The organism is Henriciella mobilis, from assembly GCF_003576315.1.
GTDB classification, from domain to species: Bacteria; Pseudomonadota; Alphaproteobacteria; order Caulobacterales; family Hyphomonadaceae; genus Henriciella; species Henriciella mobilis.
On the sequence record NZ_QWFZ01000033.1, the window covers coordinates 26,422 to 52,008 of the forward strand.

At 63.1% G+C, this 25,587-nt stretch carries 28 protein-coding genes and 1 riboswitch; of the genes, 16 read left to right on the top strand and 12 right to left on the bottom strand.

The window, feature by feature from the left end:
* Positions 1-19: 19 nt before the first annotated feature.
* Entirely contained in the window at positions 20-1,042 is a 1,023-nt protein-coding gene (locus D1227_RS14795; RefSeq protein ID WP_147373325.1) for a hypothetical protein, read from the bottom strand.
* A 153-nt stretch (positions 1,043-1,195) separates the two neighbouring features.
* Between D1227_RS14795 and D1227_RS14800 the strand changes: the two genes are divergently transcribed.
* Complete coding sequence (locus D1227_RS14800; protein ID WP_119405161.1) at positions 1,196-2,890, top strand: sensor histidine kinase; 1,695 nt, start codon at positions 1,196-1,198, stop codon at positions 2,888-2,890.
* Between the two features lie 23 nt (positions 2,891-2,913).
* Here the strand turns inward: D1227_RS14800 and D1227_RS14805 are convergent, their stop codons facing one another.
* Complete coding sequence (locus D1227_RS14805) at positions 2,914-3,153, bottom strand: hypothetical protein (RefSeq protein WP_119405162.1); 240 nt, start codon at positions 3,151-3,153, stop codon at positions 2,914-2,916.
* Between the two features lie 95 nt (positions 3,154-3,248).
* On the opposite strand from D1227_RS14805, the gene D1227_RS14810 reads away from it, so the two are divergent.
* The 6 genes from D1227_RS14810 (at position 3,249) to D1227_RS14835 (ending at position 8,181) form a co-directional block, all read left to right on the top strand.
* A complete protein-coding gene (locus D1227_RS14810) occupies positions 3,249-3,608 on the top strand; it encodes a DUF1491 family protein (protein WP_233350137.1) in 360 nt (119 codons plus the stop codon).
* A 98-nt stretch (positions 3,609-3,706) separates the two neighbouring features.
* Positions 3,707-4,297 carry a thymidine kinase gene (locus D1227_RS14815; protein WP_119405163.1) on the top strand — a complete coding sequence of 197 codons (591 nt, stop codon included), beginning with the start codon at positions 3,707-3,709 and terminating at the stop codon, positions 4,295-4,297.
* Positions 4,298-4,437: 140 nt separating this feature from the next.
* Positions 4,438-4,983: a rhodanese-like domain-containing protein gene (locus D1227_RS14820; RefSeq protein ID WP_119405164.1), complete on the top strand. Its 546-nt coding sequence runs from the start codon at positions 4,438-4,440 to the stop codon at positions 4,981-4,983.
* Between the two features lie 156 nt (positions 4,984-5,139).
* Complete coding sequence (locus D1227_RS14825; RefSeq protein ID WP_119405165.1) at positions 5,140-5,955, top strand: ferredoxin--NADP reductase; 816 nt, start codon at positions 5,140-5,142, stop codon at positions 5,953-5,955.
* Between the two features lie 73 nt (positions 5,956-6,028).
* A complete protein-coding gene (locus D1227_RS14830; protein WP_119405166.1) occupies positions 6,029-7,666 on the top strand; it encodes a carboxylesterase/lipase family protein in 1,638 nt (545 codons plus the stop codon).
* 29 nt (positions 7,667-7,695) lie between these two features.
* Complete coding sequence (locus tag D1227_RS14835; protein WP_119405167.1) at positions 7,696-8,181, top strand: GNAT family N-acetyltransferase; 486 nt, start codon at positions 7,696-7,698, stop codon at positions 8,179-8,181.
* 4 nt (positions 8,182-8,185) lie between these two features.
* On the opposite strand, the gene D1227_RS14840 is transcribed toward D1227_RS14835, so the two are convergent.
* A complete protein-coding gene (locus D1227_RS14840) occupies positions 8,186-9,280 on the bottom strand; it encodes a CaiB/BaiF CoA transferase family protein (RefSeq protein ID WP_119405168.1) in 1,095 nt (364 codons plus the stop codon).
* On the bottom strand, positions 9,277-10,365 hold the full coding sequence (aroC, locus tag D1227_RS14845) for a chorismate synthase (protein WP_119405169.1): 1,089 nt from the start codon (positions 10,363-10,365) through the stop codon (positions 9,277-9,279). Before aroC ends, D1227_RS14840 begins: the two co-directional genes overlap by 4 nt.
* 116 nt (positions 10,366-10,481) lie before the next feature.
* Between aroC and D1227_RS14850 the strand changes: the two genes are divergently transcribed.
* Positions 10,482-11,237 carry an SDR family NAD(P)-dependent oxidoreductase gene (locus tag D1227_RS14850; RefSeq protein ID WP_158586666.1) on the top strand — a complete coding sequence of 252 codons (756 nt, stop codon included), beginning with the start codon at positions 10,482-10,484 and terminating at the stop codon, positions 11,235-11,237.
* A gap of 27 nt (positions 11,238-11,264) precedes the next feature.
* A complete protein-coding gene (gene pdxH / locus D1227_RS14855; RefSeq protein ID WP_119405171.1) occupies positions 11,265-11,933 on the top strand; it encodes a pyridoxamine 5'-phosphate oxidase in 669 nt (222 codons plus the stop codon).
* Positions 11,934-11,942: 9 nt separating this feature from the next.
* On the opposite strand, the gene D1227_RS14860 is transcribed toward pdxH, so the two are convergent.
* The 5 genes from D1227_RS14860 to D1227_RS14875 all read right to left on the bottom strand — a co-directional run bounded on the left by D1227_RS14860 (position 11,943) and on the right by D1227_RS14875 (position 15,941).
* Positions 11,943-12,815 carry a fatty acid desaturase gene (locus D1227_RS14860; RefSeq protein ID WP_119405172.1) on the bottom strand — a complete coding sequence of 291 codons (873 nt, stop codon included), beginning with the start codon at positions 12,813-12,815 and terminating at the stop codon, positions 11,943-11,945.
* Positions 12,815-13,009, bottom strand: a complete 195-nt coding sequence (locus D1227_RS19840) for a hypothetical protein (protein ID WP_147373326.1) — start codon at positions 13,007-13,009, stop codon at positions 12,815-12,817. Before D1227_RS19840 ends, D1227_RS14860 begins: the two co-directional genes overlap by 1 nt.
* Before the next feature lie 186 nt (positions 13,010-13,195).
* Positions 13,196-13,645, bottom strand: coding sequence for a glyoxalase superfamily protein (locus tag D1227_RS14865; RefSeq protein WP_119405173.1), 450 nt, complete (start codon positions 13,643-13,645; stop codon positions 13,196-13,198).
* A 209-nt stretch (positions 13,646-13,854) separates the two neighbouring features.
* On the bottom strand, positions 13,855-14,865 hold the full coding sequence (locus tag D1227_RS14870) for a glycerophosphodiester phosphodiesterase family protein (protein ID WP_233350136.1): 1,011 nt from the start codon (positions 14,863-14,865) through the stop codon (positions 13,855-13,857).
* 95 nt (positions 14,866-14,960) lie between these two features.
* Complete coding sequence (locus D1227_RS14875; protein ID WP_233350135.1) at positions 14,961-15,941, bottom strand: glycerophosphodiester phosphodiesterase family protein; 981 nt, start codon at positions 15,939-15,941, stop codon at positions 14,961-14,963.
* A gap of 104 nt (positions 15,942-16,045) precedes the next feature.
* Between D1227_RS14875 and D1227_RS14880 the strand changes: the two genes are divergently transcribed.
* The 4 genes from D1227_RS14880 (at position 16,046) to D1227_RS14895 (ending at position 20,290) form a co-directional block, all read left to right on the top strand.
* The gene (locus D1227_RS14880) at positions 16,046-17,671 is read left to right on the top strand and encodes a long-chain-fatty-acid--CoA ligase (protein ID WP_119405175.1); all 1,626 of its coding nucleotides are present in this window, start codon (positions 16,046-16,048) and stop codon (positions 17,669-17,671) included.
* Positions 17,672-17,772: 101 nt separating this feature from the next.
* Entirely contained in the window at positions 17,773-18,675 is a 903-nt protein-coding gene (locus tag D1227_RS14885; RefSeq protein ID WP_119405176.1) for a DUF1499 domain-containing protein, read from the top strand.
* A 31-nt stretch (positions 18,676-18,706) separates the two neighbouring features.
* Positions 18,707-18,787: riboswitch (ZMP/ZTP riboswitch) on the top strand.
* A gap of 21 nt (positions 18,788-18,808) precedes the next feature.
* On the top strand, positions 18,809-19,510 hold the full coding sequence (locus tag D1227_RS14890) for a DJ-1/PfpI family protein (protein ID WP_119405177.1): 702 nt from the start codon (positions 18,809-18,811) through the stop codon (positions 19,508-19,510).
* Positions 19,511-19,603: 93 nt separating this feature from the next.
* Positions 19,604-20,290: a M23 family metallopeptidase gene (locus D1227_RS14895; RefSeq protein ID WP_119405178.1), complete on the top strand. Its 687-nt coding sequence runs from the start codon at positions 19,604-19,606 to the stop codon at positions 20,288-20,290.
* Positions 20,291-20,297: 7 nt separating this feature from the next.
* Here D1227_RS14895 and D1227_RS14900 read toward each other — a convergent pair whose 3' ends face one another.
* The 3 genes from D1227_RS14900 to D1227_RS14910 all read right to left on the bottom strand — a co-directional run bounded on the left by D1227_RS14900 (position 20,298) and on the right by D1227_RS14910 (position 22,723).
* Complete coding sequence (locus D1227_RS14900) at positions 20,298-21,209, bottom strand: MBL fold metallo-hydrolase (protein WP_119405179.1); 912 nt, start codon at positions 21,207-21,209, stop codon at positions 20,298-20,300.
* A gap of 44 nt (positions 21,210-21,253) precedes the next feature.
* Positions 21,254-22,189, bottom strand: a complete 936-nt coding sequence (locus tag D1227_RS14905) for an ATP-grasp domain-containing protein (protein WP_119405180.1) — start codon at positions 22,187-22,189, stop codon at positions 21,254-21,256.
* 123 nt (positions 22,190-22,312) lie between these two features.
* Positions 22,313-22,723, bottom strand: a complete 411-nt coding sequence (locus D1227_RS14910; protein ID WP_119377072.1) for a protein tyrosine phosphatase family protein — start codon at positions 22,721-22,723, stop codon at positions 22,313-22,315.
* Positions 22,724-22,845: 122 nt separating this feature from the next.
* Between D1227_RS14910 and D1227_RS14915 the strand changes: the two genes are divergently transcribed.
* Genes D1227_RS14915 through D1227_RS14925 form a run of 3 tightly spaced genes read left to right on the top strand, consistent with a single transcriptional unit; the run spans position 22,846 to position 25,579 of the window.
* Positions 22,846-23,817, top strand: a complete 972-nt coding sequence (locus tag D1227_RS14915; protein ID WP_233350134.1) for an ABC transporter permease — start codon at positions 22,846-22,848, stop codon at positions 23,815-23,817.
* Positions 23,817-24,719: an ABC transporter permease gene (locus D1227_RS14920; RefSeq protein ID WP_119377071.1), complete on the top strand. Its 903-nt coding sequence runs from the start codon at positions 23,817-23,819 to the stop codon at positions 24,717-24,719. Before D1227_RS14915 ends, D1227_RS14920 begins: the two co-directional genes overlap by 1 nt.
* Positions 24,720-24,730: 11 nt before the next feature.
* Positions 24,731-25,579 (top strand): acyl-CoA thioesterase, encoded by an 849-nt coding sequence (locus D1227_RS14925; protein WP_119405181.1) that lies wholly within the window; start codon positions 24,731-24,733, stop codon positions 25,577-25,579.
* Positions 25,580-25,587 lie beyond the last annotated feature (8 nt).

Sequence of the window (25,587 nt, forward strand, 5' to 3'; positions counted from 1 at the left end):
ATTGAAAGAACTGTAATGCTTACTGGCTAACCTTGCTTATGCAACGGCCAACATCAGCAAGGGCATGCTCACCGATGCAAAAAGGCACTTCGAAGTGCTGGTGCGCGGCGGCCACACATTGCTGGAGGTTGAGCTGGGCCATGTTCAGGCAGCCTGCGGTTTGCTTCTCGGTCATCGCGCGCTGCATCGGAGCAGCGGCAGAGCCTTCGCCGCCAATGATGCGATAGGCGGCCAGCGTCGCGATCTGGTCGGCGATCGGCTCCTTGCCGGTCGCGATGCGGCGGTTGGAGATGCCGAGGGCGCCAGCGACGTCAGGCACGCGGATGGCGGATGCGGCGCTGGAAACATTCTCCCAGATCGACGGGGCGCCATTCTTGCCGGCGGTCACCAGGACCGTATCGATGCCCGGCGCGGAGAAGGCTTTCACCATGTCCTCATTGGCCGGCCGGCCGGTTAGGGCTGCCGAGTGGAGCTGGTTCGCGAGGGCCGACGAATCGCCGATCTTGCCCTTTGCCCAGCCTTGGCCTTGCAGCGAATAGGCCTGCTCCTTCACGAAGGCAGCTGTCGTCTCGAGACGTTCGGAGTCGGCATCGACCGCGCCGAGAGCGGCGAAGACGGCCGACTTGCCGCCGTTCAGCGAACGGGCATAGCGCACATCGTTCTGCAGGCCACGAACCAGCGTGTCCTTGCCGTAGAAGCCTTCGATGTCACGTACGGCAGCGCGGAATTCCGGGTTCTGCGATGCGACGAGGGCGGAGTAGGCCATCCAGCCGCGTGTCAGCTGTTCGGAGTTCTGTCCGCCGAGATTGGTCAGTGCCGACTGGATGTCGCCGGAGCTTTTGAAACTGTTCTGCTTGATGTCGGTGACGTCGCCATGGAACGTGGCATAGACGGCCGCCGCCGAAGAGAGTGGATCAGGTGCGAGGCTTGCTTCCGGAGCGGATGCATTCTGCACCTGGGGTTCGGGTTGCGTCTGGGCCGTGGCCGTAAAGGCCAGAGCGACTGCCCCCAGCGCCACCGCGTGTATACGGGTTAGTCTCATCGTCAGGCTCCCTCGCATTAGCTGACTATACACTGACCTATCTTTCCGGATTTTCAAAGCGTATCCTAGCCCCGGAAGACGGTTCAACTGAAACTGTAATCTTTCAGCCGAGCCTCGAGAGTGACTAACAAATCTGACCGGTCTGTTAATTCAATGCGTGAAACCTTTTTAACAGGCATTTTTCTTTTCTGGCTGGTCCTGGCCGGAATCGCGACGGCGTTCGTCGCCGTGCGGGGCATTGAATGGCCGATTGTGGCCATTGCGGCGGGGCTTTGCATCTTCCCGGTCGTCACCACCCTGCCGGTTGCGCATGGTGGCCGGCACTGGCCGCGCGGGCGACGGGCGATGCTGGTCTGCCTGCCATGGATCCTGATGAGCAGCGTCTTTGTCGCCGCCTCAGGCGGCATGGCGTCGCCGGCGCTGGTTTTCGTTGTCTTTCCATCGCTTTTCGCGCTGGCCTTCGGGTGGAAGAAGCTGGCCGTGGAGACGTCCGTCTTCGCCTTGATCGCCACCCTGATGGCGGTCCTGGTGTCGAATGACGTGTCGGGCATGCCGGGCGCGGCCGCGCTGGCCAAGGCGAGTGAGATGTATGCGCTGGCGGGGCTCTGCCTGCTGCCCTTCCTTGTCGCGGGCTTTGTCCGCCAGGAGGAATTGAAGGCCGGGCCGGATCCCGCAGCATTACCCGTTTCGCACCTGACCATGCCGCGCGCAAATCGGTCACCCGCTGGGCCGCTGGTCGAGAGCGTACCTTCGGAAGGCCCAGCGGCCGGGCTTGATCCGATTGACGGGCCGGGCGCTGACGAGCCGGATGGCGAAGCGATCATCGATGTGACGCGGGAAGGGCGCATCCGGTCGGTATCGGGCGCGGTGCCGCGCGGGCTTCAGTTCCGGGTCGGGCGTGTGTTCGTCGAAAGCTTCCCGCCGGCCATGCAGCAGCCTGTCGCGACTGGCCTCAATCAGGGTGGAAGCTTCGTTCAGGCGCTCGGCGACGGGCGGGCCCTATCCTTCACCGTTGACCGGCACGATCTCGGCGTGCGGGTCTTCATGGCTGAGGCGGAAGCCAATAACGACAATGAAGCCCAGCCGTCGGGCGCGCAGGAAAGCGCGGATGCCGCCAGCGCCCGGGCCGAACTGGCCGAACGGACGGCCTTCTTCGCCGGGCTCAGCCATGAGCTGAAAACACCGCTCAATGCGATTCTCGGCTTTGCCGACATCATGCAGTCGGAGCTGCGCGGCCCGATGCCGGAGGCCTACAAGGACTATTCATCCCTGATCCATGATAGCGGCCAGGACCTGCTGCTCATGGTCGAGGACATTCTCGATTATGCCAAGACCGAAGCCGGCCACAGCCGCTTCGACAGCGAGCCCGTCGACCTTGTCGCGAGCGGCGAGTCCGTCATTGCGCAGCTGTCGGGACAGGCGCAGCGGGCCGATGTAGCGGTCAAACTGCTGGCGAAAGGCGAGGTGTGGGCGCAGGCCGATCCGCGCGCCGTGCGCCAGATCTGGCAGAACCTCCTGTCCAACGCGATCAAGTATTCCGACAGGGGCGGGACGGTCACGCTCGATGCGAAGGCCGGCAAGACCGCAGTCGCGCTGTCGGTGCGTGACGAGGGTGCCGGTATGGACAAGGAAGACCTCGACCGCATTGCCCGGCCGTTCCAGCAGGGCAGCAATTCACGCGGGCGGGCGGGCACAGGCCTCGGGCTGGCCGTTGTGAAATCCTTTGCCGATGCCATGAAGGGGCGCGTCGTGATCGATACCGCACCCGGTCAGGGCACGCGCGTGCGGGTGGTCCTGCCAAAGGCCAATGCGGACGATGTCTCGGCGATTGACGACGCTGCCGAGTAAGCGCGAGGCCGAAGGCCCGCCGCTTAGAGTGAGGTGTTGTTCTCGATCCGCGATTCCCGCGCCATCAGCACGAAGCCGGTCACCATCAGGCAGCCCAGCACCACGAAGGCGACTTCCAGCGGGAAGAGGCCGGACATGGCGGTTTCATGGGCGCGGGCGGCGAGGGCTTCGGTACTGGCCGATGCGATACTCGCGGGTTCCTGCGGCGCTGCGCTTGCCGTTGCAGCGGCCATGGAGTTGAGAAGCGTAAGGAACGGGGTCATGGTGCGAGCCTCGCCTTTGGTTACCGAGAGTTTAATCTGAAACAGGCGGTGCAATCCCCGTGCCGGATGCCCCGCTGAGGGGAAAAATCCCGATCATGATGCATGAAGAACAGCTTCCGACATGGCTCTGGGTAGATGCGCTGATCCGGCGCGCGCAAGTGGCCGGTGCGGCCTGCTTTGTGGTGCAGAAAGGCGACCGGGAGCGGGGCGATGTCCTGATCAAGGTGTCCGACCTGCATGGCGGTGCCCGCGCCTATGTCCCGCGAACCAGCATGGAGAATGAGCGCGTCTTTTCCGATGTCCGCCTGCAGGGCATTGGCGAGAGCGACGACGACGTCGAGGACTATATCCGGCGGGCCCGCTCACGCGACAGCGACCTCTGGGTGCTCGAGATCGAGGATCGCGAAGGCCGTCATTTCCTGACAGAACCCGTGGAAAGACCGGACGGCGAATGATCGATCCGCAGAATCGGGCTTGGCACCGGCGCTTCGTCTTCGCATAGGAAGACCGGTGGCGGGCTGTTGAGGCCCGTCAGGGATCAAGAGGCGCGCTCATGGCAAAGCTCTACTTCATCTACTCGGCCATGAATGCCGGCAAGTCGACCATCCTGCTCCAGTCGGCCTACAATTACCGCGAGCGGGGCATGCAGGTCATGCTGTGGACCTCCGGCCACTATCGCGATGGTGAGACGGACACGGCCGAGATTACCTCGCGGATCGGTCTCAACGCCGAAGCCCGGCTCTACCGCCCGGATATCGATCTCTTCGAGGCCATCGCCGCCCGCAAGAATCAGGGCCCGCTGGACGCGGTCTTCGTGGATGAGGCGCAATTCCTCGAAGCCGAGCAGGTCTGGCAGCTGGCGCGCGTCGCCGACCGGCTGCATGTCCCTGTCATGTGTTATGGGCTGCGCACCGATTTCCAGGGCAAGCTGTTTCCCGGCTCGGCCGAGCTTCTGGCCATATCCGACCAGCTGCGCGAAGTGCGCACCATTTGCCATTGCGGGAGCAAGGCGACGATGACGGCGCGCGTCGATGCAGAGGGCAGGGCGATCACCGAGGGCCGGCAGGTCGAGGTCGAGAAATCCCACTATGTGTCGCTGTGCCGCCAGCATTGGGAAGAGGCAACGCACATACATCCGGAATGATGCTGCAGCGCAAAATGATTCTGCGCTGACAAATTAAGGCCGGCCTGCGCGCAATATTTTCTCGTCATTGCCTCTGCGCGGTCCGCTTTTTGCCCCAATTGCCCCGGACAGTCGCCTCATGGGAAAGAGGAGATTGACCCATGGGTGCCCGCCGTAACACGATACTTGGACTGGCCACGATCGCCGCTTTCGTCGCGACAGGCCTGCTTGCCAATGCCGGTGCACAGGAGCGCGGTGGCGCGCCTGGATCAGCAGAGATCGACTATCCGGGATTCGCAGCGATGACGGATGACGTCATGGCCTATCGCGAAACCCGCCTGGTCAGCCTCGATGATTTCAACGCCATGAAGGATGAGCCGGACACGATCATCCTAGATACGCGCAGCGCCATGGCTTTCGAGATGGGCCATATCGATGGCGCGATCCACCTCAACTTCGCTGAATTCACGGACGAGAAGCTGGCCGATGTGATCCCGTCGAAGGACACGCGTATCCTGATCTACTGCAACAATAATTTCGAGGATGATGTCGAGCCGATCGTGCTGAAGCGCGCGCCGCTGGCCCTCAACATCCCGACTTTCATCAACCTCTATGGCTACGGCTATGAGAACGTCTACGAACTGGGCGAACTCGTCACCACAACCGATGAGGATGTGAACTGGGTAAGCACGCTGCAGACGCCCTGACCCCCTTGCAGCGTCTACCCTGGGAGCGGGCGTGAGGTTGAACCTCGCGCCCGTTTCTCGCATTTAGTTCTGCTAATGCGATCATTTGTTGCCTTGCACAATCGTGTTGGCGCCGTCATCTGACGGTCGCGACTTAACCTGTTTCGAGATCAGAGCATGACATCTGCCAGCACAGAGACAACGGCGCCGCGCGTCAATCCGAATGCCCCGACAGAGGAAACCGTCCTGTCGGTGCACCACTATACCGACCGGCTGTTCAAGTTCCGCCTGACCCGTCCGGCGAGCTTCCGCTTCCGCTCGGGCGAGTTCATCATGATCGGCCTGCCGCGCGATGACGGAAAACCGATCCTTCGTGCCTATTCCGTCGCCTCGCCGAGCTGGGACGAGGAACTGGAGTTCTACTCGATCAAGGTGCAGGACGGCCCGCTGACCTCGCGCCTGCAGAAGATCCAGCCGGGCGACAAGGTACTGCTCGGCAAGAAGCCGACCGGCACGCTGGTGCATGACGCGCTGGTGCCGGGCAAGCGGCTCTGGTGTTTCTCGACCGGGACGGGCTTTGCGCCCTTTGCCAGCATTGTGCGCGATCCGGAGACCTATGAGAAATTCGAGGAAGTGATCGTCACCCATACCTGCCGGGATGTGGCCGAGCTTGCCTATTCCCGCGAGGTCGTGGACGAGACGCTCAATCACGAATTCCTTGGCGAACTGGCTCAGGGCAAGCTGCGCCGCTATGCGACCTGCACACGCGAGGCGTATGAGCATTCCGGCCGGCCGACGGACCTTATCCGGTCGGGCAAGCTGTTCGAGGATCTCGGCGTGCCGCCGCTCGATCCGGCTGTCGACCGGGCGATGATCTGCGGCTCGATGCCGATGACGCTCGAACTGAAGCAGCTGATGCTGGAGGCCGGCCTGACGGAAGGGTCCAATGCAGCGCCTGCTGAATTCGTGATCGAAAAGGCATTTGTCGGCTAGACACCGCAGAATATGCTTGGCCGCGCGCCGAGGGCGCTTCTAGGGTTCGCTCCTGTCTTGAACGGGGGAGCTCATGAGCCGCAAATGCCGGATTGCCGCACTGGTTGCGATGTTTGGGATGGCGCTTGCCGCCTGCTCGCCTGCTCCGGATGCCGGTGCGGCTGCGAATGACACCATAATTGAAGCCGATACCGGCGCCGTGGTGGTGCGACCGATTGCCGGGACGCAATACGGTGAAGTCATGGGAAAGGTCGAGGACGGCATCTCTGTCTTCCTCGGCATCCCCTATGGCGGAGACACGGCAGAACGCCGTTTCCTGCCTGCCGTACCGCCCGCAAGCTGGGATGGCTTGCGCGAGACGACGGACTGGCCTGATTCCTCCCCGCAGACGATCATGGACGGCGAACTGTTTGCCAGCTGGGACCATGATCCGCCGCTGCCCGAGAGCGAGAACATGCTGGGGCTGAATGTCTGGACGCCCGGCACCGATGACGCAAAACGCCCCGTCATGGTGTGGCTGCATGGCGGTGGTTTCACCAATGGCTCAGGCTCTTCGAAAGTCTATCAGGGCACCCGCCTTGCGAAACGCGGCGACGTTGTTGTCGTGACGATCAACCACCGCCTCAACATGCTGGGTTATCTCTATCTCGGCGGCCTGCCGGGCGGTGAGGCCTATCCCGATAGCGGCAATGTCGGCACGCTCGACATGGTCATGGCGCTGGAATGGGTGCGCGACAATATCGCGAATTTTGGCGGCGACCCCGACAATGTCACGATTTTCGGCGAGTCCGGCGGAGGCATGAAAGTTTCCGCACTGCTCGCCATGCCCATGGCCGAGGGGCTGTTCGACAAGGCGATCGTGCAGAGCGGATCGATGATTTCAGGACTGACGCCGGACGCAGCGGCGCAGAACACGAATGACTTCCTCGCCGCCATCGGGATTGACGACGCCGACCCGATCGCCGCGCTCAAGGCGCTGCCAGCCAGTGAGATCAGGGCGGCTGTTGGCAAGTGGAACCCGGCCGGCGGACTGGGCTTCATGCCGGTCGTCGATGGCCGCTCGCTGCCGCGTGATCCGTTCAGCCCGGACGCGCCGGAGACGGCCCGGGACATCCCGATGCTGATCGGCACGGTGGACGATGAGGCCTCTATCTTCGTGATGTACGACCGCGAGGCCATTGATGCGATGAGCTATGAGGATGTCGTCGCCCGCATGGCCGCGACCATGCCCCAGGACAGGGCGCAGGCACTGGTCGATGGCTATCGCGCGCTCTATCCGGAGCAGTCACCCAAGGACATCTACATCACCATCTTCTCCGACCAGTTGTTCACCGCCAATGCTGTTGAGCAGGCCGAACGAAAGTCCGGGCAGGGCGGGGCGCCGGCCTATGTCTATCTCTTCGACTGGGACACGCCGAAAATGGATGGCTGGCCCGGCGCGATGCATGCGCTGGAAGTGGGGTTCGCTTTCGACCAGCTCGCCAATTCCACCTCCATGGTTGGCGATGTCGAGGCGGCCCAGCCGCTCGCCGACAAGATGGCCGATGCCTGGATCAGCTTTGCCCGCGACGGCGATCCGAACACCGCCAGCCTGCCGGACTGGCCGGCCTTCGACGAAGGGACGCGCGCCATCATGCGGTTCACGCTCGAGCCGGCGGTGGAAACCGGCTATTTCGAGGGCGAGAAAGCGGTCCTGTCAGCGCTTGACTGAGCGGGCGGGGCGCGGCTTAAGACGGCTACATGAGTGGAGCATCCTCGAGCGTTCGCGTGCGCGATTTCCGGCCGGATGACGGGCCGGCCTTCAAGGCATTGAACCTCGCCTGGATTGAGCAACTCTTTGAAATCGAGCCATCGGACCTGGCCCAGCTTGAGGACCCTCAGGGACAGATTATCGACCGGGGCGGACGTGTCCTGATGGCCGATCTGGACGGCGTACCGGTCGGCACGGCCGGGCTCCTCGTCGGGCATGAGCCGGCTACGCTCGAGCTTGTGAAGATGAGTGCCCGCGAAGACCTCCGCGGTCTGGGGATCGGAAAGGCCCTGATCGCTGGCTGCATCCAAGCGGCGCGTGAGATGGGGGCTGCGAGAATCTGGCTGGAATCCAACCGCAAGCTGGATGCGGCGCTCGGACTTTACCGGGCTTCGGGCTTCCGCGAACTGACTTGCGATGAGATGGCATCCAGCCCGTACAGCCGTTGCGACATCCAGATGGTGCTGACGCTATAAGCCGCTAGCTGTCGATGCCCCAGCGTTTCAGGGCCTCTTCTCCGCCCTCGCCGGGGGCTGCGGCCTTGCCCTGCAGGGCGCCGGGCGTCCGCGAGAAGCGCGGCGCCGGGGCCGGCTGGAAGAAACCGTCAGCCTCGACATAGACCCCGCGCGACGCATTGTGGGCATCGCTGGTCGCCTCTTCGAGCGTCAGGACCGCATTGATGCAGGCATCGAGCGGTTCCAGCAGGGCGAGCCAGTCGGCCAGCGGGCGGGTCCGGAATTTTTCCTCAAGCTCAGCCGACATGGCCGGCCAGTGCGCCGGGTCACGCTGCTCGCGGTCGGCATAATGCTGCATGTCCATCGCCTCGATGAAGCGGGCATAGAATTGCGGCTCCAGCGAACCAATCGCGATATGGCGGCCATCGGCGCATTCATAGGTCCGGTAGAAGGGCGCAGCGCCTGACAGGACGTTGTTGTCGTAACCGCGTTTCAGCGAGCCGGACTGGTAGGCGCCGGCCACCATGCCCATCAACGAGGCCGTTCCCTCGATAATGGCGGCATCGACGACCTGCCCCTTGCCGGAGGTGTTGCGCTCATGCAGGGCCGCGGCGATCCCGAAAGCGAGGTAGAGCGCGCCGCCGCCGAAATCACCGAGCAGGTTGAGCGGGGCACGCGGTTCCTCCCCGGGCTTTGCGATGGCATCGAGCGCCCCGGCCTGGGCGAGGTAGTTGATGTCATGCCCGGCGGTTTTCGCCATAGGGCCGTCCTGGCCATAGCCGGTCATGCGGGCATAGATGAGGCGCGGATTGTCGGCCATCAGGTCGTCGGGGCCGAGGCCGAGCCGTTCCATGACGCCGGGACGGTTACCCTCGATCACGACATCGGCAGCTGTGGCCATACGCCTGGCGAGGGCGACGTCGGCCTCGGCCTTGAGGTCGAGCGTGATGGACGGCCGGCCGCGTTGCAGGACAGGGTTCGGCCCGGTGCCGCCGACGCCGCTCGGCCGGTCGATGCGGATGATGTCGGCGCCCATGTCGGACAGCAGCATGGTGCAGAACGGCCCGGGGCCGATGCTGGCGAACTCGACGACACGAACGCCGGAAAGGGGTCCGCTCATCCGACCTGGCCCCGGTGCCTGAGCTTCGCATCGGCGAGAACGCAGGCGAGCATTGCCTCGGCGACCGGTACGCCGCGAATGCCGACGCAGGGGTCATGGCGCCCCTTGGTGCGCACATCGACCTCTTCGCCGGTCCGCGTCACCGACTGGGTCGCCGTCAGGATCGAGGAGGTCGGCTTGATGGCGATGCGGACGACCACATCCTGGCCGGTGGAGATGCCGCCAGCGACGCCGCCATTGTTGTTCGACAGGAAGCGCACGCCTTCATTGCCCATGCGCATCTCGTCAGCATTCTGCTCGCCAGAGAAGGCAGCCGCCGCGAAGCCTGCGCCGATCTCGACACCCTTGGCGGCATTGATGCTCATCATCGCGCCGGCGAGTTCGGCGTCGAGCTTGCCATAGACCGGCGCGCCCCATCCGGCCGGAACGCCGGAGGCCTGGACCTCGATCACGGCGCCCGCGCTGGAGCCGGCCTTGCGGGTCTCATCGAGGAAGTCTTCCCACCTGGCCGCCGCCGCCGCATCCGGGCACCAGAACGGGTTCTTCGCTGTCTCGTCCCAGTCCCAGGCGTCGCGGTCGATGGCATGCGGGCCGATCTGCACGACGGCGCCGCGGATCAGAACGTCCTCGCCGAGGACACGCCGCGCGACGGCGCCCGCGGCGACACGGGCAGCCGTTTCCCGCGCCGAGCTGCGCCCGCCGCCGCGATAGTCGCGAACGCCGTATTTCTGGTCATAGGCATAGTCGGCATGGCCAGGGCGATAACGGTCGCGGATTTCCGAATAATCCTTCGAGCGCTGGTCGACATTCTCGATCATCATCGAGATCGGCGTGCCGGTCGTGACCTGGCCATCGGTGCGGTCATCCTCGAAGACGCCGGACAGGATCTTCACCTGGTCGGGTTCCTTGCGCTGGGTGACGAAGCGGCTGGTGCCGGGCTTGCGCTTGTCGAGGAAGGCCTGGACGTAAGCCTCGTCCAGCTTGAGGCCGGGCGGGCAGCCATCCACGACACAGCCAAGGGCGCGCCCATGGCTCTCGCCCCAGGTGGTGACACGGAAAAGATGGCCGAACGTGTTATGCGACATGGCCCGCCTTCAAGCGCAATTTGACGGGTTTGAACAGTCCCCTGATGACCGCCAGGCGTTTGCCTCGCGCTGCAAACACAATACTGTCGGCCTCAACCATATGCGGAGGAATTATTTTGACTTACGACTTTTCCGGCAAGAATGCCGTCGTGACCGGCGCCAGCCGAGGCATCGGCGAGGCGATTGCACGGACGCTGGCCGAAGGCGGTGCGCGCGTCGCCCTGGTGGCCCGCAATTCCGAGGCCCTGGAGAAACTCGCAAAACAGCTGCCGAACGACCCGGTCGTGCTGCACGCCGACCTGTCCTCCCCGGAAGGCTGGAAGCCGCTCGCCGAGGCGATCCTCGAACAGCTCGGCCCGGTCGACATTCTCGTCAACAATGCGGGTGTCGCGGTTCAGGAGCCGGCCGGCCAGGTGACCGAGGAAGGGCTGGACACGACGCTGACCGTCAATGTCCGCAACCTGATCCTGCTGACCGATGCGCTGAGTGACAGCCTGAAGTCGCGCAAGGGCAATATTGTCAGCATCTCTTCAGTGTCGGCCTTCTCCGGCAGCATCGGCCAGATTGCCTATTCGGCCTCGAAGGGGGCTGTGAACTCGATGACGCGGAACCTGTCGCTGGACCTTGGCCGCTCGGGCGTGCGGGTAAACGCGGTGGCGCCGGGCGTCATCGATGATGGCATGTGGAAGACGGCCTTCGATGCCGGGCTCGACCGCGAGAAGACGATGGAACGGATCGGCAAGGTCGTGGCGCTGGAAGGGCGCTGGGGCAGTGCGCAGAATGTCGCGGATGCCGTCGCCTTCCTTGCCTCTGACAAGGCAGACTATATCACCGGCCAGGTGCTGCGTGTGGACGGGGGCATCATGGCGTGATCGGTTCGCCAGTCAGAGGTCAGGCAAATGAGCGATTCAGAAACGAGTGACATCATCCCACCAAGCCCCAGTGCTGAAGAGTACAAGGACAGCGCCGGAAAGCCGCTGATCCCGGAAACCGACGATCCGTTGCCGCTCTTCCGGGACTGGATGGCGGCGGCGCGCGAGAGCGAGCCGAACGATTCCAATGCCATGTCGCTGGCAACGGTCGATGCGCATGGGCGCCCGGATGTCCGGATCGTCCTGTTGAAGGATGTCTCGGAGAAGGGGTTCGCCTTCTATACCAACTTTGGCAGCGCCAAGGGCGACCAGCTGAAAGCCAACCCGGTCGCCGCGCTCGGTTTTCACTGGAAGTCGCTGCGCCGCCAGGTCCGCATTCGCGGCCATATCGAGCCAGTTTCTGCCGAGGAGGCGGACATCTATTTCGCCTCGCGGGCCCGTGAAAGCCGGATCAGCGCGATCGCCTCAGACCAGTCGCGCCCGCTGCCATCGCGCGCCGTCTTTGATGATCGCATTGCTGCGCTCCAGGCCCAGTATGAAGGACGAGACGATATTCCGCGCCCGCCAAACTGGGGCGGCTTCAGGCTTGTGCCCGATGAGATCGAGTTCTGGCAGGACCAGGCTTTCCGCATGCATGACCGGCTGAAATTCGCCCGCAAGGAAGGTATCTGGACGCATGAGCGCCTTTACCCCTGAGCGTTCGCCCTAAAGCGCGTGGACGTCGACGCCGCGCGCTTCCAGGACAGGGCGCATTTCCCAGTAGGCCTTCGGTGTGCGGTAGAGCGGGATGCGCGGGTGCAGGTGGTGCACGATGTGATACTGCATGCCGAGTGAGCCGATATTGCCGAGCATGGAGCGGAAGACGCGTGTCCTGCCATAGCGGCTCTTGTCATCGCCCGGATGGTGGGGCGCCCAGCTCAGGAAGAACTGGAGATAGGTGTAGCCCAGATGGTGCGGCAGCCACCACAGGCAGGCCGCCTCGATCGCATGGCCTGACCAGGCCAGTGCAATCAGGGCCGCAAACCAGCCTAGCCGGTAGAGGGCACCTTGCAACAACACGTCGCGCCGATTGATTGCCAGCAGCGTGCGTCCATAGGCGTTGAATGCCCCTTTGCCGCGTGGCTGACGGTTCTGGATTGAGCGCCAGATGGCATGCCACGGACCATTGGCATGGGCCGAATAGTCCGGATCGAGGTTCGGATCGTTTGTATGCTTGTGATGCTGCTGGTGCGTCAGCTTGGCGACGCGGTAGGGTAGGGCCAGCGGGAGGGTCGACAGGTGGCCGACCAGTTCATTCAGCCAGTACAGTTTCGAGCCCGGCCGGGCGATGATGTCGTGCTGGGCCTCGTGCGAGGGCAGGTAGCTGGCGGTTGCATTGATCGTGGCGATGATCAGGCCCAGCCAGACCGGCATGATGCCCATGAAGACCAGCGGCCAGAGCGACAGCCAGATCGCAAGATTGGTAAATGCCCAGACGACGGCCAGCCACGGAAAATGATCAATATGGCGCCGGGCGATATCGGTCTCCAGCTTGTGGAGGTCACGGTCGCTAAGCTGGCTTAGGTCACGATTACTCATCAGATCCAGCGTCCCCTTATCTGGGCGGGGATGCCGAGGGCGGCCGCGACGATGAACCCGCAGCCAAGCGGGCTTAGCCCGAATGGCGGCGTCCATCCGCTTGCGGCGATGACCTGCGCGGTCAAAGGCGCAAGAAAACCGGCCGCAAACATCAGCGGACCAAAATAGAAAAGGAGCTTAAGTCCCCTGGCCACCCAACATTCCCCATCCCCGAGCCATGCCGGCCCGGTCTTCGGCTGCCATGCGGCAACCGCTTGTCTTGTATGGGGCGTGTGTAGCCAAAAGACCTAAACAGCAGGTTTCCATTTCCAAAAATTCCGCGAGAAAATCCGCGGGCCGGTTAACGTTAATGCGCCTTAAGCTAAGACCTTCCTGCCGATCTAGACGAGAAAGGTTTCCTCGCGCTGGACGATCAGGTGCGGGACGCCGTCGCTGGTCTTGTCCCAGGACACGCCATCCTCGGAAACCATTGCACTGACGCGCTGTCTCAGCCCGGAAAAGCTTTCGAACTCAACGACATCGACAGGCTCGTCGAAGTGTAGCGTGACTTCGAAACCGAGCCCGCCCGCAAGTTCCCGCACAGCATGGACGCGGCCGTTGAAAGCCTGCTTCAGGTAACGTCCTGAAACCCGTTCGCCAACCTGAAGTGGAATTTCGGACTGGTTGGAAAGCCGCGCAGAGGCGGTATTCCAGTCGCGATAGCCAAGTTCATGGGCAACCGCTTCGAGCGCGCGGGCGTGGCTCAGGCTCTTGCCTTGTTGTCGGGCCTCTGCCCGCAATTCCATGGCGCGGGCCTTGGCCTGGCGCCTTGTGGTGATGGTATTCGTCATGGTCTGGCCTTTCGAAGCCGGTGACCGGTCAAGACATGCGGGCGTTCGCCTTGCCGCGAGACCGGTCCGACAGAAAGGACAGGTTCGTCAGGTCGGGGTTTCAGGCCCCGGAGATCTTCACCATCGAAGCCATCGGCTCCGGCGAACGGCAGGCGTCTCTCACCTGGCGGCGGCAGATACGCCTGTCCGCGCCAATGGTCAAGATGCCTCTATTGTCCAGGCTCACCAAGGCAGCGCGTGCGTGCGGTGTCTGCTGCCTGGCGAATGCTGCCGCCCGCCTTCAAAAGACGATAAGGTGTGTCGGTTGCCAGCAGGACAAGGCCATCCTCGATGAATGCTTCGTATTCGGACGGATCGCCATCGGCCCAGTATTGGTCGTCGAGGCGTTCGTCGGCGCGCCCGAGTGTGCCGAATGCACTTTCGATCCCCTTGGAGGCAAGCCCGCGCCATTTGCCGGGGCTGGGCCGCTCGGTCCCGGTCCAGGCGATGAGGCGGTCGGCATCCAGTCCCCGCGCCAGCATGTCCGCCTCATGGGCGCGCCCGCCGATCCCGGCGGTCATCATCATTTCCGGCGCAATGTCGGAGACGTGCAGCGCCTCGTCGTCATTATAGGTGATCAGGACGACATTGCTTTCTGCCCCGGCGCCCTGGACGGCCTGCACGATGTTGCGGAAGCTGGTGGTTTCCTTCCGGTCGAGCTCAAGGATCGCGCCTGTCCGCATCGCCCAGAGGAGAGCCTCATGCAGGGTCGGGACGGCGTAGGGCGTGACCAGGCCGTCATTGTCGACCGTGTCGAGCTTGCCAATCTCATCCCAGTCGCTGTCCGACACGGGCCCGGAACCGGTCGTCGTGCGTCCAAGCGTGCGGTCGTGCATGAGGATGAGCGTGCCGTCGCGCGTCTGCGCCACGTCCACCTCGAACACGCGAATGCCGTGGTCGAAACCGTTCTGGAGGGTTTCGAGCGTGTTCTCCGGGAAGCCCTTCGCGGGCCCGCCGCGATGGGCCGCGATCAGCAGCCCGCCTTCCTCGCGCACGCAGTCAAAGACGGCCGGCAGGTCGAACGGGGCGCGGACGGTCTCGCCAGCCTCCTGCATCTGCCCGGCGAGCGCTGTTCGCGGGTTCTCGGCTGGCTTGGCCTTTGATCCGTCACAGGCAGCGAGCAGCCCGAACGTGATCAAGGCCAGACCGGCGAACGCACCGGGACATCTCTTTGCGATCATGGGCCTTCCTTCCATGGCTGGCGGCAGTCCCCGGGTCATAAAAGCAAGGCGGCCATTCCGGAAGCCTGCACGTCAGGGCCGTCCGCTGGGCGTTCCTAGTCCCGGAAGCCGTACATGCACTCCTTGCGCGAGATGTCCTGTGCGGTGCCGATCCAGCCATCGGCGCGCGCCAGCCTGTAGGGCACGTCGGTCGCCAGCAAGGTCAGGCCGTCGCGTGCAAGCTGGCTGTATTCGGACGGGTCGCCATCGGCCCAGTACTGGTCATCTAGGCGTTCACCCTCTGCGCCGAGTGTGCCGAAAGCGCTTTCGATGTCGGCTTCGGCAAGCGCCGCCCAGACCGCCGGGTCCGGCGAGCTTGTGCCCGTCCAGGCGATCAGCGTCTGCGGATTGAGCGTGTTCTCAAGCAGGCCTGAATCCTGCGCCGCGTCACCGAGATCTGCCGTCATCATCAGGTCCGGTGCGAGCCGGGCAACCACCCGGGCCTCGGCATCATCATAAGTGATCAGGACGGCATTGGCTTCGGCGCCGGCCTCGCGGACCGCTGCGATAATGTCGTCAAAACTAGTCGTGTCCTTGCGGTCGAGTTCGAGAATCGCCCCATGGCGCACGGCCCAGTCCAGCGCTGCCGTCAGCCGTGGCGGATGGAAGTCCGTCACCGTGCCTTCATTGTCGACCAGGTCGAGCGTCGAGATATCCGCCCAGTCGCTGTCGGCGACTGCGCCGGTGCCGCTGGTCGTGCGGTCCAGCGTATCGTCATGCATCAGGAAGAGCACGCCGTCGCGGGTTTCAGCCACGTCAACTTCCATGATGAAAGCAGCATTGGAAAGCACATGGTCCAGCGTCTCGATCGCGTTTTCGGGATAGCCGGGCGCCGGGCCGCCGCGATGGGCTGCCAGCAGGATACCGCCTTCTTCGCGCACGCAATCGAACAGACCAGCCAGCGGCGTCACGTCCGCCGGGGACTGAGCTGCCGCCGTGTCGGCGCCGACCGCCTGCGAGCCGGTCACCTGTTGGCAACCAGACAGCGTCAAAGAGCCCATGGCGATTGATATTGCGAGGGTTTTTGCGTGTTTCATGTCGCAAGACACCTTTCAATTGCTTGCCGCGTACCCTAACGGGACATACAACCAATTTAAACGGTGCGACCAGCGCCCGCCGAAAGAGCGTCCGGAGGAGAAACATGCAAGGATTGATGCAGAACTGGCAACTGACCGTGGACAAGGTTCTCGATCATGCCGCCCATAATCATGGTGACCGCGAAATCGTGACCCGCGCCGTCGAAGGCGGGATCCGGCGGACCACTTACGCGGAACTTCGCCTGCGGGCCAAACAGGTCTCCACGGCGCTGCTCGACGAGGGCATCAAGCTGGGCGACCGGGTCGCCACGCTGGCCTGGAACACCGACCGCCACATGGAAGCCTGGTATGGCACGATGGGCATCGGGGCGGTCCTTCATACGATCAATCCACGCCTTCACCCCGACCAGATTGCCTGGATCGCGAACCATGCCGAAGACCGTATCCTGATGTTCGATACGACCTTCCTGCCGCTGGTCGAAGCAGCCAAGGACCAGCTGAAAACGGTCGAGAAATTCATCATCCTCACCGACCCGGACAACATGCCGGAGAACTCGCTGAATGCGGTGTCCTATGAGCTCTGGATCGACGGCCGCTCGCAGGATGTCGAATGGGGCAATTTCGACGAGAATACCGCGTGCGGGCTCTGTTACACGTCGGGCACGACGGGCAATCCGAAGGGCGTGCTCTATTCGCACCGCTCCAATGTGCTTCACACCTTCATCACCATGGGTGTCGACACGCTCGGCATGGGGGCGGCGGACGTCGTCTTGCCGGTGGTGCCGATGTTCCACGCCAATGCCTGGGGGCTTGCCTTCGCCTGTCCGGCCACTGGTGCCAAGCTCGTCATGCCGGGCGCCGACATGTCGGGCGCAGCCATCTATGAGCTGCTCGACAAGGAAAAGGTGACCATCACTGCCGCCGTGCCAACGGTCTGGCTGCTGCTGCTGACCTATCTGGAAGAGAACAAGCTCAAGCTGCCGCACCTGCGCAAGGTCGTGATCGGCGGTTCGGCCGTACCGGAGCGAATCCTGCGCGCCTTCGAAGAGAATTACGATGTCGAGGTGTTCCACGCCTGGGGCATGACGGAGCTTTCGCCGCTCGGCACGCTTGGTGCGCTGCCGGCCCATCTCGTCGATGCACCGCACGAAGAGCAGATGGCCTACAAACTCACCCAGGGCCGGCCGCCTTTCGGTGTGGAACTCAAGATCCTCGACGATGATGGCAACGAGCTGCCGCGCGATGGCAAGACGTCCGGCCGGCTGGTCTGCCGCGGCCCGGCGATCTCCTCGGCCTATTTCAAGGGCGATGGCGGCAAGGTGCTCGATGAGAATGGCTTTTTCGATACCGGCGACGTTGCCACGCTGGACGAGCATTCGACCATGCAGATCACCGACCGCGCCAAGGACGTCATCAAGTCCGGCGGGGAGTGGATCTCCTCCATCGATATCGAGAACTTCGCTGTCGGTCATCCCAAGGTCGCCAACGCGGCCGCGATCGGTGTCTACCACCCGAAATGGGATGAGCGTCCGCTGCTGATCGTGCAGCCCGCGCCGGGCGAAAAGCCGACCAAGGAAGAGGTGCTCAAGCAGCTCGAGGGCAAGATCGCCAAATGGTGGACGCCGGATGATGTCCAGTTCGTCGATGAAATTCCGCTTGGCGCGACCGGCAAGATCAACAAGCTGAAGCTGCGCGAAATGTTCAAGGACTACACGCTTCCAACGGCCTGATCCGGGGCGTACCCAACAGTGTGGACGCTGCGCGAGGCCTTGCTCTCGGGTGCGGAGGCGCTAAGTCTTCGCACCTTAGCAAAAGCCGGGGAGCTGGTTGAATGAGTGATACGACCCAAAGCGCCGGATGGCGCCTGAAGCTGTCAGCTGTCGCCCTTGGCGTGTCGATCTTCGCGGTCCTCTGGTTCGCGGCCGCCGCCCTCGGCACGAAGTACGGCCTGTGGGGCTGGCAGTTCGGGCTCGGCAAGATGACAATCGGCTGGGGCCCGATAATCGCGTTCGGCTCAGCCGGGCTTGCGGTGATCGCGCTGATCATCGGCTTCATCAAGTCTCCGCGAACACAGCCGGTTATCCTTGCCCTGGGCGCGCTACTGATCGGCTTGATGCTGGTCTTCCGGCTTGTAGGTTTTGGCGCACAGGCCGCAAGCCTGCCGCCGATCCATGACATCCAGACTGACTGGTCGGACCCGGTCCGTTTCTCCGAGGCGCTGCTCGCCCAGCGCAAGTCGGACGACGCGATGAACCCGGTCGAGGACGCGCCGGTCATTCCGCAAGCCCCCGGTATCGAAGAGCGCTGGCCCGGCATGGGCGGGCGTCTGGTATCGGAGGTCCAGGAAGAGGCCGAAAGCGAGCGCACGGTCGATGGCGAGACGGTTCCGCCAGCCTACGACCGGCCAATCGAGCCGCTCTATTTCGACCAGTCGCCCGGCGAGGTCGCCAGCTATGCGCTGAGCATCGCAGAAGATCGAGGCTGGGATATTTTCACCCGACCGGAAACAGGCGAGGATGTCGAGCAGACCATGATCGAGGCAACGGCCACGACCGGCTGGTTCGGCTTCAAGGACGATATCGCGGTGCGCATCCGGGCCGTAGAGGGCGCGACCCGTGTCGACATGCGCTCGATCAGCCGCGTCGGCCTGTCGGACCTTGGCGCCAATGCGCGGCGAGTATCGGCCTTCATGGATGAGCTCGCCGACCGCGCGGACGGACGGCGCGAGCCCTGATCGACGACCGCCGGAAAACAGGGTAGACTCCGCTTCGCTGCGTAACTGGCGCATGAGGTGGATCACCACCGGGAAGCGCGGCGAAGACACGCCGGGCGCCTGGGCATGAACCTCAACTCAAGGAGGGCTGCCCATGCCCGAACTGTCTCCGATTTCCGTCGCATTCCTCGTCTTTCCGAATGTCACCCAGCTGGACCTGACCGGCCCGGCGCAAATCCTCTCGCGGCTCGGCAATACGTCCGTCGATCTCGTCTGGAAGACACGCGATCCGGTGCCGACCGATTCCGGCTTTCCGCTGTTGCCGACCAAGACGTTCGATGAAGTCGGTCAGGCCGACATCCTGTGCGTGCCCGGCGGGTTCGGGACGGTGGATGTCTTGCAGGATGATGAAGCGATTGGCTGGGTCCGGTCGATGGGGGCGGGCGCTGACTGGGTCACGAGCGTGTGCACCGGCGCGCTTGTTCTCGGCGCGGCTGGGCTCTTGAAGGGCTATGAGGCAACCACGCATTGGGCCTCGCATGAGCAGCTCACCTTTTTCGGCGCGACCCCGGTCAAGCGCCGCATCGTGCTAGACCGAAACCGCCTGACGGGCGGCGGCGTGACCTCGGGCATCGATTTTGCCCTCGCCCTCGTCGCCCGTATCCGTGGTGAAGCACATGCGAAGTTCGTCCAGCTCTCGGTCGAATACGATCCGCATCCGCCTTTCGATAGCGGGGCGCCGGAAAAGGCCGATGCGGAAACGCTGGAGCGCTATTGGGCGCTTGTGAACAAGGCCGCGCCGGGCCGGGTTGAAACCGTCAGGGCAATTGCGCGAAGGCGCGGCTTCGACACCTGATTCAGCGTGCCACCTTTCGGAAATCGGCCCGCTTCAGCTTGTCATCCACAGGCTTTTGATCGATGATCCAGATTGGTGGTGTGGGAAACAGGCATGTCCCGTTGGCTTGTCACGGCTCTTTCGGCGTTGGTCCTTGCGGCCTGCGCGACCACGCCTGCGGAAACGCCATCAACCCAGCCTTCTGGCCCAGCGCCAGGCGGCGGACCGCAGACCCAGCCGCTCGCCTATCCGGTTTCCGATGATTTCACGCCGCAGACCTTTCTGAATGTCTGCCCCGGCATGATTGCGACCAATGTTCCCGCGCGCGACGCAAATGGGAAACTCGTCGATTATTCGCCCTTCATCCGCGTTGACGGCGTTGTTGTCGCCGTGGCGCCGGTGAACGGGGCCTGTCTCAGCTCAGGCTTCGGGGTGCGCGGCACCAGCCTGCACAAGGGGATCGACCTTTTTTCCCGCGAGTCGATCCCGATCCATGCCGGCGGTAACGGCAAGGTGATCGAGTCCGGCTATCGCGACGACTATGGCAACTACGTTGTCATCGACCATGGCGGCGGTGTCTTCACGCGCTATGCACACCTCGCCTCGCGCGAGAGGGCTGCGGGTAAAGGCAAGGATATCGCCTTCGGTACGTTGCTCGGCCTGATGGGCAATACCGCCTCCTATCCGATCCCGATCCATCTTCACTATGAAGTGCTGACGGGCGACTACGACACGCCGAAGAAATCCTTCGGGCTCGACGCAGTCGATCCGTTCGCAGCGGTCTGGGTACCGGTGGAGTAGCCTGTCCTCAGGCGGACTTGCGCAGGGCTGTCCAGGTGAAGGTCGAGCGCACGGTTGGCGTGGTGTCCGGCGTGGTGACGCGACCTTCCTCGATCAGCTTCAGCATGTGGCCAAGCACCGACATGGCGGCTGCCGGATGCAGGCGCTTCTCGACGTCGGCATACATCGTCTCGACCATGCGCGGAATGTTGGTTTCGCCAGCCTTCAGATGCTTGATGATCGCCGCTTCCCGGTCCAGCCGGTGCTGGCGGTAGGCCTGGATGAAGCCTTTCACATCCTCGCGGACCGGCGAACCATGCGTCGGCCAGAGAATGCCGAAGTCCATCGCCTCGATCTTGTCGAGCGAGCGCATATAGTCGGCCATGTTGCCATCGGGCGGGGCCACGATCGTCGTCGACCAGCCCATGATATGGTCACCTGTCAGGCAGGCATTCTCTTCACGCAGGCCGAAACAGAGGTGGTTGCTTGTGTGGCCGGGGGTCTCGATCACGTCGAGCGTCCAGCCCGGGCCGGAAATGACATCACCATCACCGACCAGAACATCCGGCTGGAAGCCTAGATCGTCGGCTGAGCCCAGTTCGCCCTTGGCGGTCGGCACGCCGCAATTCTTTGCGTAGGTCTTGCAGCCAGCCCATTCTGCCAGCGGCTGGGCGAGCGGTGAGTGATCGGAATGGCCGTGGGAAACGAGCACATGGGTGACCGTTTCGCCGTCCAGCGCCTTCTTGAGCGCTTCGAAATGCTCGTCCTGCATCGGGCCTGGGTCGAGCACGGCAACCTCGCCATGTCCGATAATGTAGACACCCGTGCCGACATAGGTGAACGGCCCGGGATTGTTCGCGATCACGCGCCGGATCAGCGGTGAGACCTGTTCGACCTCGCCGTATTCAAAGTCTATTTCTTTGACGAATGGAATGGCCATGGGACCCCTTCGGCAGATTTCAAACCACCCGATAGTGAGTGATTCTAGGCTGACCGCTTCCCGGTGAACGCGGTGACAAATGCGCGCGCCATGCGGCGGGTGGATTTCAGCTTGTCGCCAAGCTTCAGTGCCACGGGCGGACCCATATCTGTCTTGTTTGCGTCCACAATGTAGATGCGGCCGGAAGTCCGGTCGCGTAGCACGTCAACACCGCCCCAATCCAGACCCAGCTCTGCAGCAAATGCCCGGATCACGGCAATTTCATCAGTTGTGTAGCAATTCTTGGGCTCGTCGAGCAAAACTTCGGCATTCTCATTGAGGAACCGGCGCGCAAGCGGGCGGCGCTTGCGGAAAACGAGGGTCGGTTCACCGCCGACAATGCAGCAGCGAAGATCCTCGACCAGCCCGCCATCGATCTCATTGTCGATCAGGCGCTGATAGGTCTTGTCCTCGAGCGGCTCCATCGGCCCCTCGATGATCCGCCCGTCATGGCAGGCATTCTTTTCGGACTTCTCTACCATTGGGCCGGGATAGGTGCGTGGATCGACCTTGAGGCCGTATCCGGCAGCGCGCTCGAAGGCGACCGCGACGTTCGATTTGGAAATGTCGGTGCAGCCGAAATTGACCAGCGTCGCGCCGGCCTTGGTTTTCGGCGTGTCGTGGCGGACCTGTGTGGAATCGTCAAACTGGAAGACGATATCGGCGGCCGACACGTCGGAAATCAGCTTGGCGCCGGAGGCATGCATGACCGGCCAGATGAAGTACCACGGGCGCGGCTTGTCCGGGTGGAAGGCGATGGTCGGTCGCTTGTGCCCTGTGATCCGGCGCCAGGTGCGCCAGGACTGGGCCAGTGTGTAGAAGGTCAGCCAGGTGAAGATGTCATTCGCGAGCTGGAAATTGGCCGGCACGCGGTGCCCGGTCTTTTTCACAAGCCAGGCGCCGTCTTCATACTTGAAATCTGTCAGCCAGTTACGCGACATCCAATTTCTCCTCACCGCCCCCTCAGACAGTTAACTGTGAATCGCACGCCACATCCCGGGGATCAACCGTTTAGGGCTGTCGTCAGCGTGGCAGGCTCATCAATAAACGGTGTGTTTCCGTGACTAGAGCAGGCGCTTCATGCTCGACAGGTCATAGCCTGCATCTGCGGCAGCATCTACGATTTCTTCCGGCTGGCCCTGGCCCGCATGGGTCAGCGCCCAGGCCGTGATCGACCGCGTCCCGGTGCGGCAATAAGCCAGCACAGGAGTCGGGGCTTCATTCAGAATCGACTGTGTCCGTTCGATGATCTCGGGGGTCGGCGCGCCGGAAAAGGGCAGGGCGACAAAGGTCAGGCCAAGTTCCTCGGCCTTGGTGCGAATCGCGCCCATGCGGGGCTGATCCACACCGCCTTCGCCATCTGGCCGGTTCGCAATGATCGTCTTGTACCCCTTGGCGGCAATCTCTTCCACGTCGGATTCGTCGATTTGGGGGGCGACTGCGAAATATTCCGTCACCTTGCGGATGTCAGCCATGTGTTACCTCGGTGTCATGTGGCGTTGACAAGCGAACGCGTCGCGTGAACCTAGGTTCGCGCGGTCGCACTTCCAAGTGCCGATAACCGCTTCGGGTGAAACGGAAAAGAGAAAAGCCACACGTGTCAGCGCTACAGAGAAGTCTTTCCCGAATTCCCTGGGCCTACGTCACACGCAGGCTGCTGTTTGCGATTCCGACCCTCCTGGTCATTATCGCCGTCGCCTTCTTCATGATGCGCATGGCGCCGGGCGGGCCGTTCGATGGCGAGCGGAAGCTGAATGCGGCGACCGAAGCGGCGATCAAGGCCAAGTTCGGCCTCGACCAGGCGCTCTGGAAACAGTTCCTGGATTATCTGCTCGGCGTGCTGCAGGGCGATTTCGGCCCGTCGATGAAGACGCTTGGCAAGTCGGTCAACGATCTCATCGCCGATGGCCTGCCGGTCAGCCTCGCAATCGGCTCGCTGGCCATGCTGGTCGCCCTTGTCGTGGGCACGGCGCTCGGCGTCTTTGCCGGCCTGCGCCAGAACACGGCCGGTGACTATACCGTGATGGGGATCGCCATGGCCGGGATTTCCATCCCGACCTTCGTGACGGGCCCGATCCTGATCCTTGTCTTTGCGCTCGGCGCCGGACTGTTCGCGGTTGGCGGGCTCGGCGAATACCCGAATATCGGGATGAACCCCTACAACATGACGCTACCGGTGCTGACGCTGGCCCTGCCGCAGATCGCGATCATTTCGCGCCTGATGCGGGCCTCCATCATTGAGACAATGCGCTCGCCGCATGTGCGCACCGCCCGCGCCAAAGGGCTGGCCGAGCGCAACGTCATCATGAAACACGTCCTACCGTCGGCTGTCCTGCCGCTCGTTTCCTATGCCGGCCCGGCCATGGCGCGGGTGATGACAGGCTCGCTCGTCATCGAGCGGATTTTCGGCCTGCCGGGCATGGGGTCTTACTTTGTCGATGGTGCGATCAACCGCGACTACACACTCGTCATGGGCGCGCTGATCATCTATGCGACGCTGATCGTGCTGTTCAATCTTGTCGCCGATATCCTTTATGCGCTCCTGGACCCGAAGGTAAAATACGACTGATGGTCGATACGCTGGACATGACGGGCCGGAAGGAACCGGTCGAGCAGGCGCTCGCAGGCGGGCGTTCATTGTGGGACGATGCCCGCCGCCGGCTGTTCAACAATAAGGCAGCCGTTTTCTCGATGTGGGTGCTGGGCATCCTGATTTTCCTCGCAGTCTTCGGTCCGATGCTGTGGGTCCACGACTACAGCAAGATCTCTGCCGACACGGAGCTGGCGCCGACGATGCAGGACTGGCACTGGCTCGGCACCGACGAACAGGGCCGTGACCTCGTCGCGCGCAACCTGCTCGGCCTTCGCATTTCCATGGCCGTCGGTCTTGTCGCGACCATCGTGTCGCTGATTATCGGCGTCACCTGGGGCGCGATTGCCGGCTATGTCGGCGGGCGGGTCGACAATCTGATGATGCGGTTCGTGGACGTGCTCTACGCCATGCCCTTCATCTTCTTCGTGATCCTGCTGCTGACCGTTTTCGGACGGAACATCATCCTGATCTTCGCCGCGATCGGCGCAGTCGAGTGGCTGACCATGAGCCGGATCGTGCGGGGCCAGACGCTCGCCATCAAGGGCAAGGAATTCATCGAGGCCGCCCGCGCCGCCGGCGTGCCGGGATCTGCCATCATCCGCCGCCACATCCTGCCCAATGTCGTCGGGCCGGTCGCCGTCTATGTGACGCTGACCATCCCGGTCGTGATCATGGCGGAGAGCTTCCTCTCCTTCCTCGGCCTCGGCGTGAACGAGCCGCTGACCTCGCTCGGCGTGCTGATCTCGAACGGCGCAAAGGAAATGCAGGACAAGCCCTGGCTGCTGATGGCGCCGGCCGTGCTGATGGCGGTGACGCTGCTCTGCCTCAACTTCATCGGCGACGGCCTGCGCGACGCGCTCGATCCGAAAGAGCGCTAGAGCCAACCGCCATGAGCAAGACCTCCTTCATCGACCTTCAGTCGACGCACAATCCCCATCGCTGGTACCTGAATGTGGAGCCGAGCATCTGTGTCGGCCCGCCGGGGCAGAAATTCCTGTTCGGCGGTGTTGGCCTCGCCTCGGCGATCACCGCGCTGGAGCAGACCACAGGCCGGCCGTGCATCTGGGCGACGGCGCAATACCTCTCCTTCGCCAATCCGCCCGACATTGTCGATCTCGACGTGCGCGCACCCATCGTCGGCAAGAACATCACCCAGGCGAGAGTCCTCGCGCATGTGAAGGACCGGGAAATCTTCACGGTGAATGCCGCGGTTGGCGAACGCGATTCCGACCAGTCGCACCAGTGGCTCACCATGCCGGACGTGCCGCCTGCAGACGACTGTCCGCCCATGCCGCGCTTTGACGAGACAACGGAAGACCTGCATTCACGGCTCGACATGCGCGTGGCGCAGGGGCGCTATTCGGCGCGCCGCGACGTCCAGGGCGGGCGCAGTGAGGATGGGCGTGTCGTGCTGTGGGGCCGGGCGAAGAATGGCGCGCCGGTCGATTCGGCGCTGCTTGCCATCATCAATGATTTCGTGCCCTCAGGCACCAGCCATGCGCTAGGCCTGCCAGCAGGCGCCAATTCCCTGGACAACACGCTGCGTATTCGCCGGATCGTTGAAACCGAATGGGTCTGCTGCGACATCCAGATTGAAGGCGTTCATAATGGCTTCGTGCATGGGCGAATAGCGATGTTCGCCGATGACGGTACGCTGATGGCGACGGGCAGCCAGTCTGGCATCATCCGCATTTTCGATCCCGAAGCCTTCCGGCAGCGGTTCAAGAAGGACGCGTAGTTCGATTC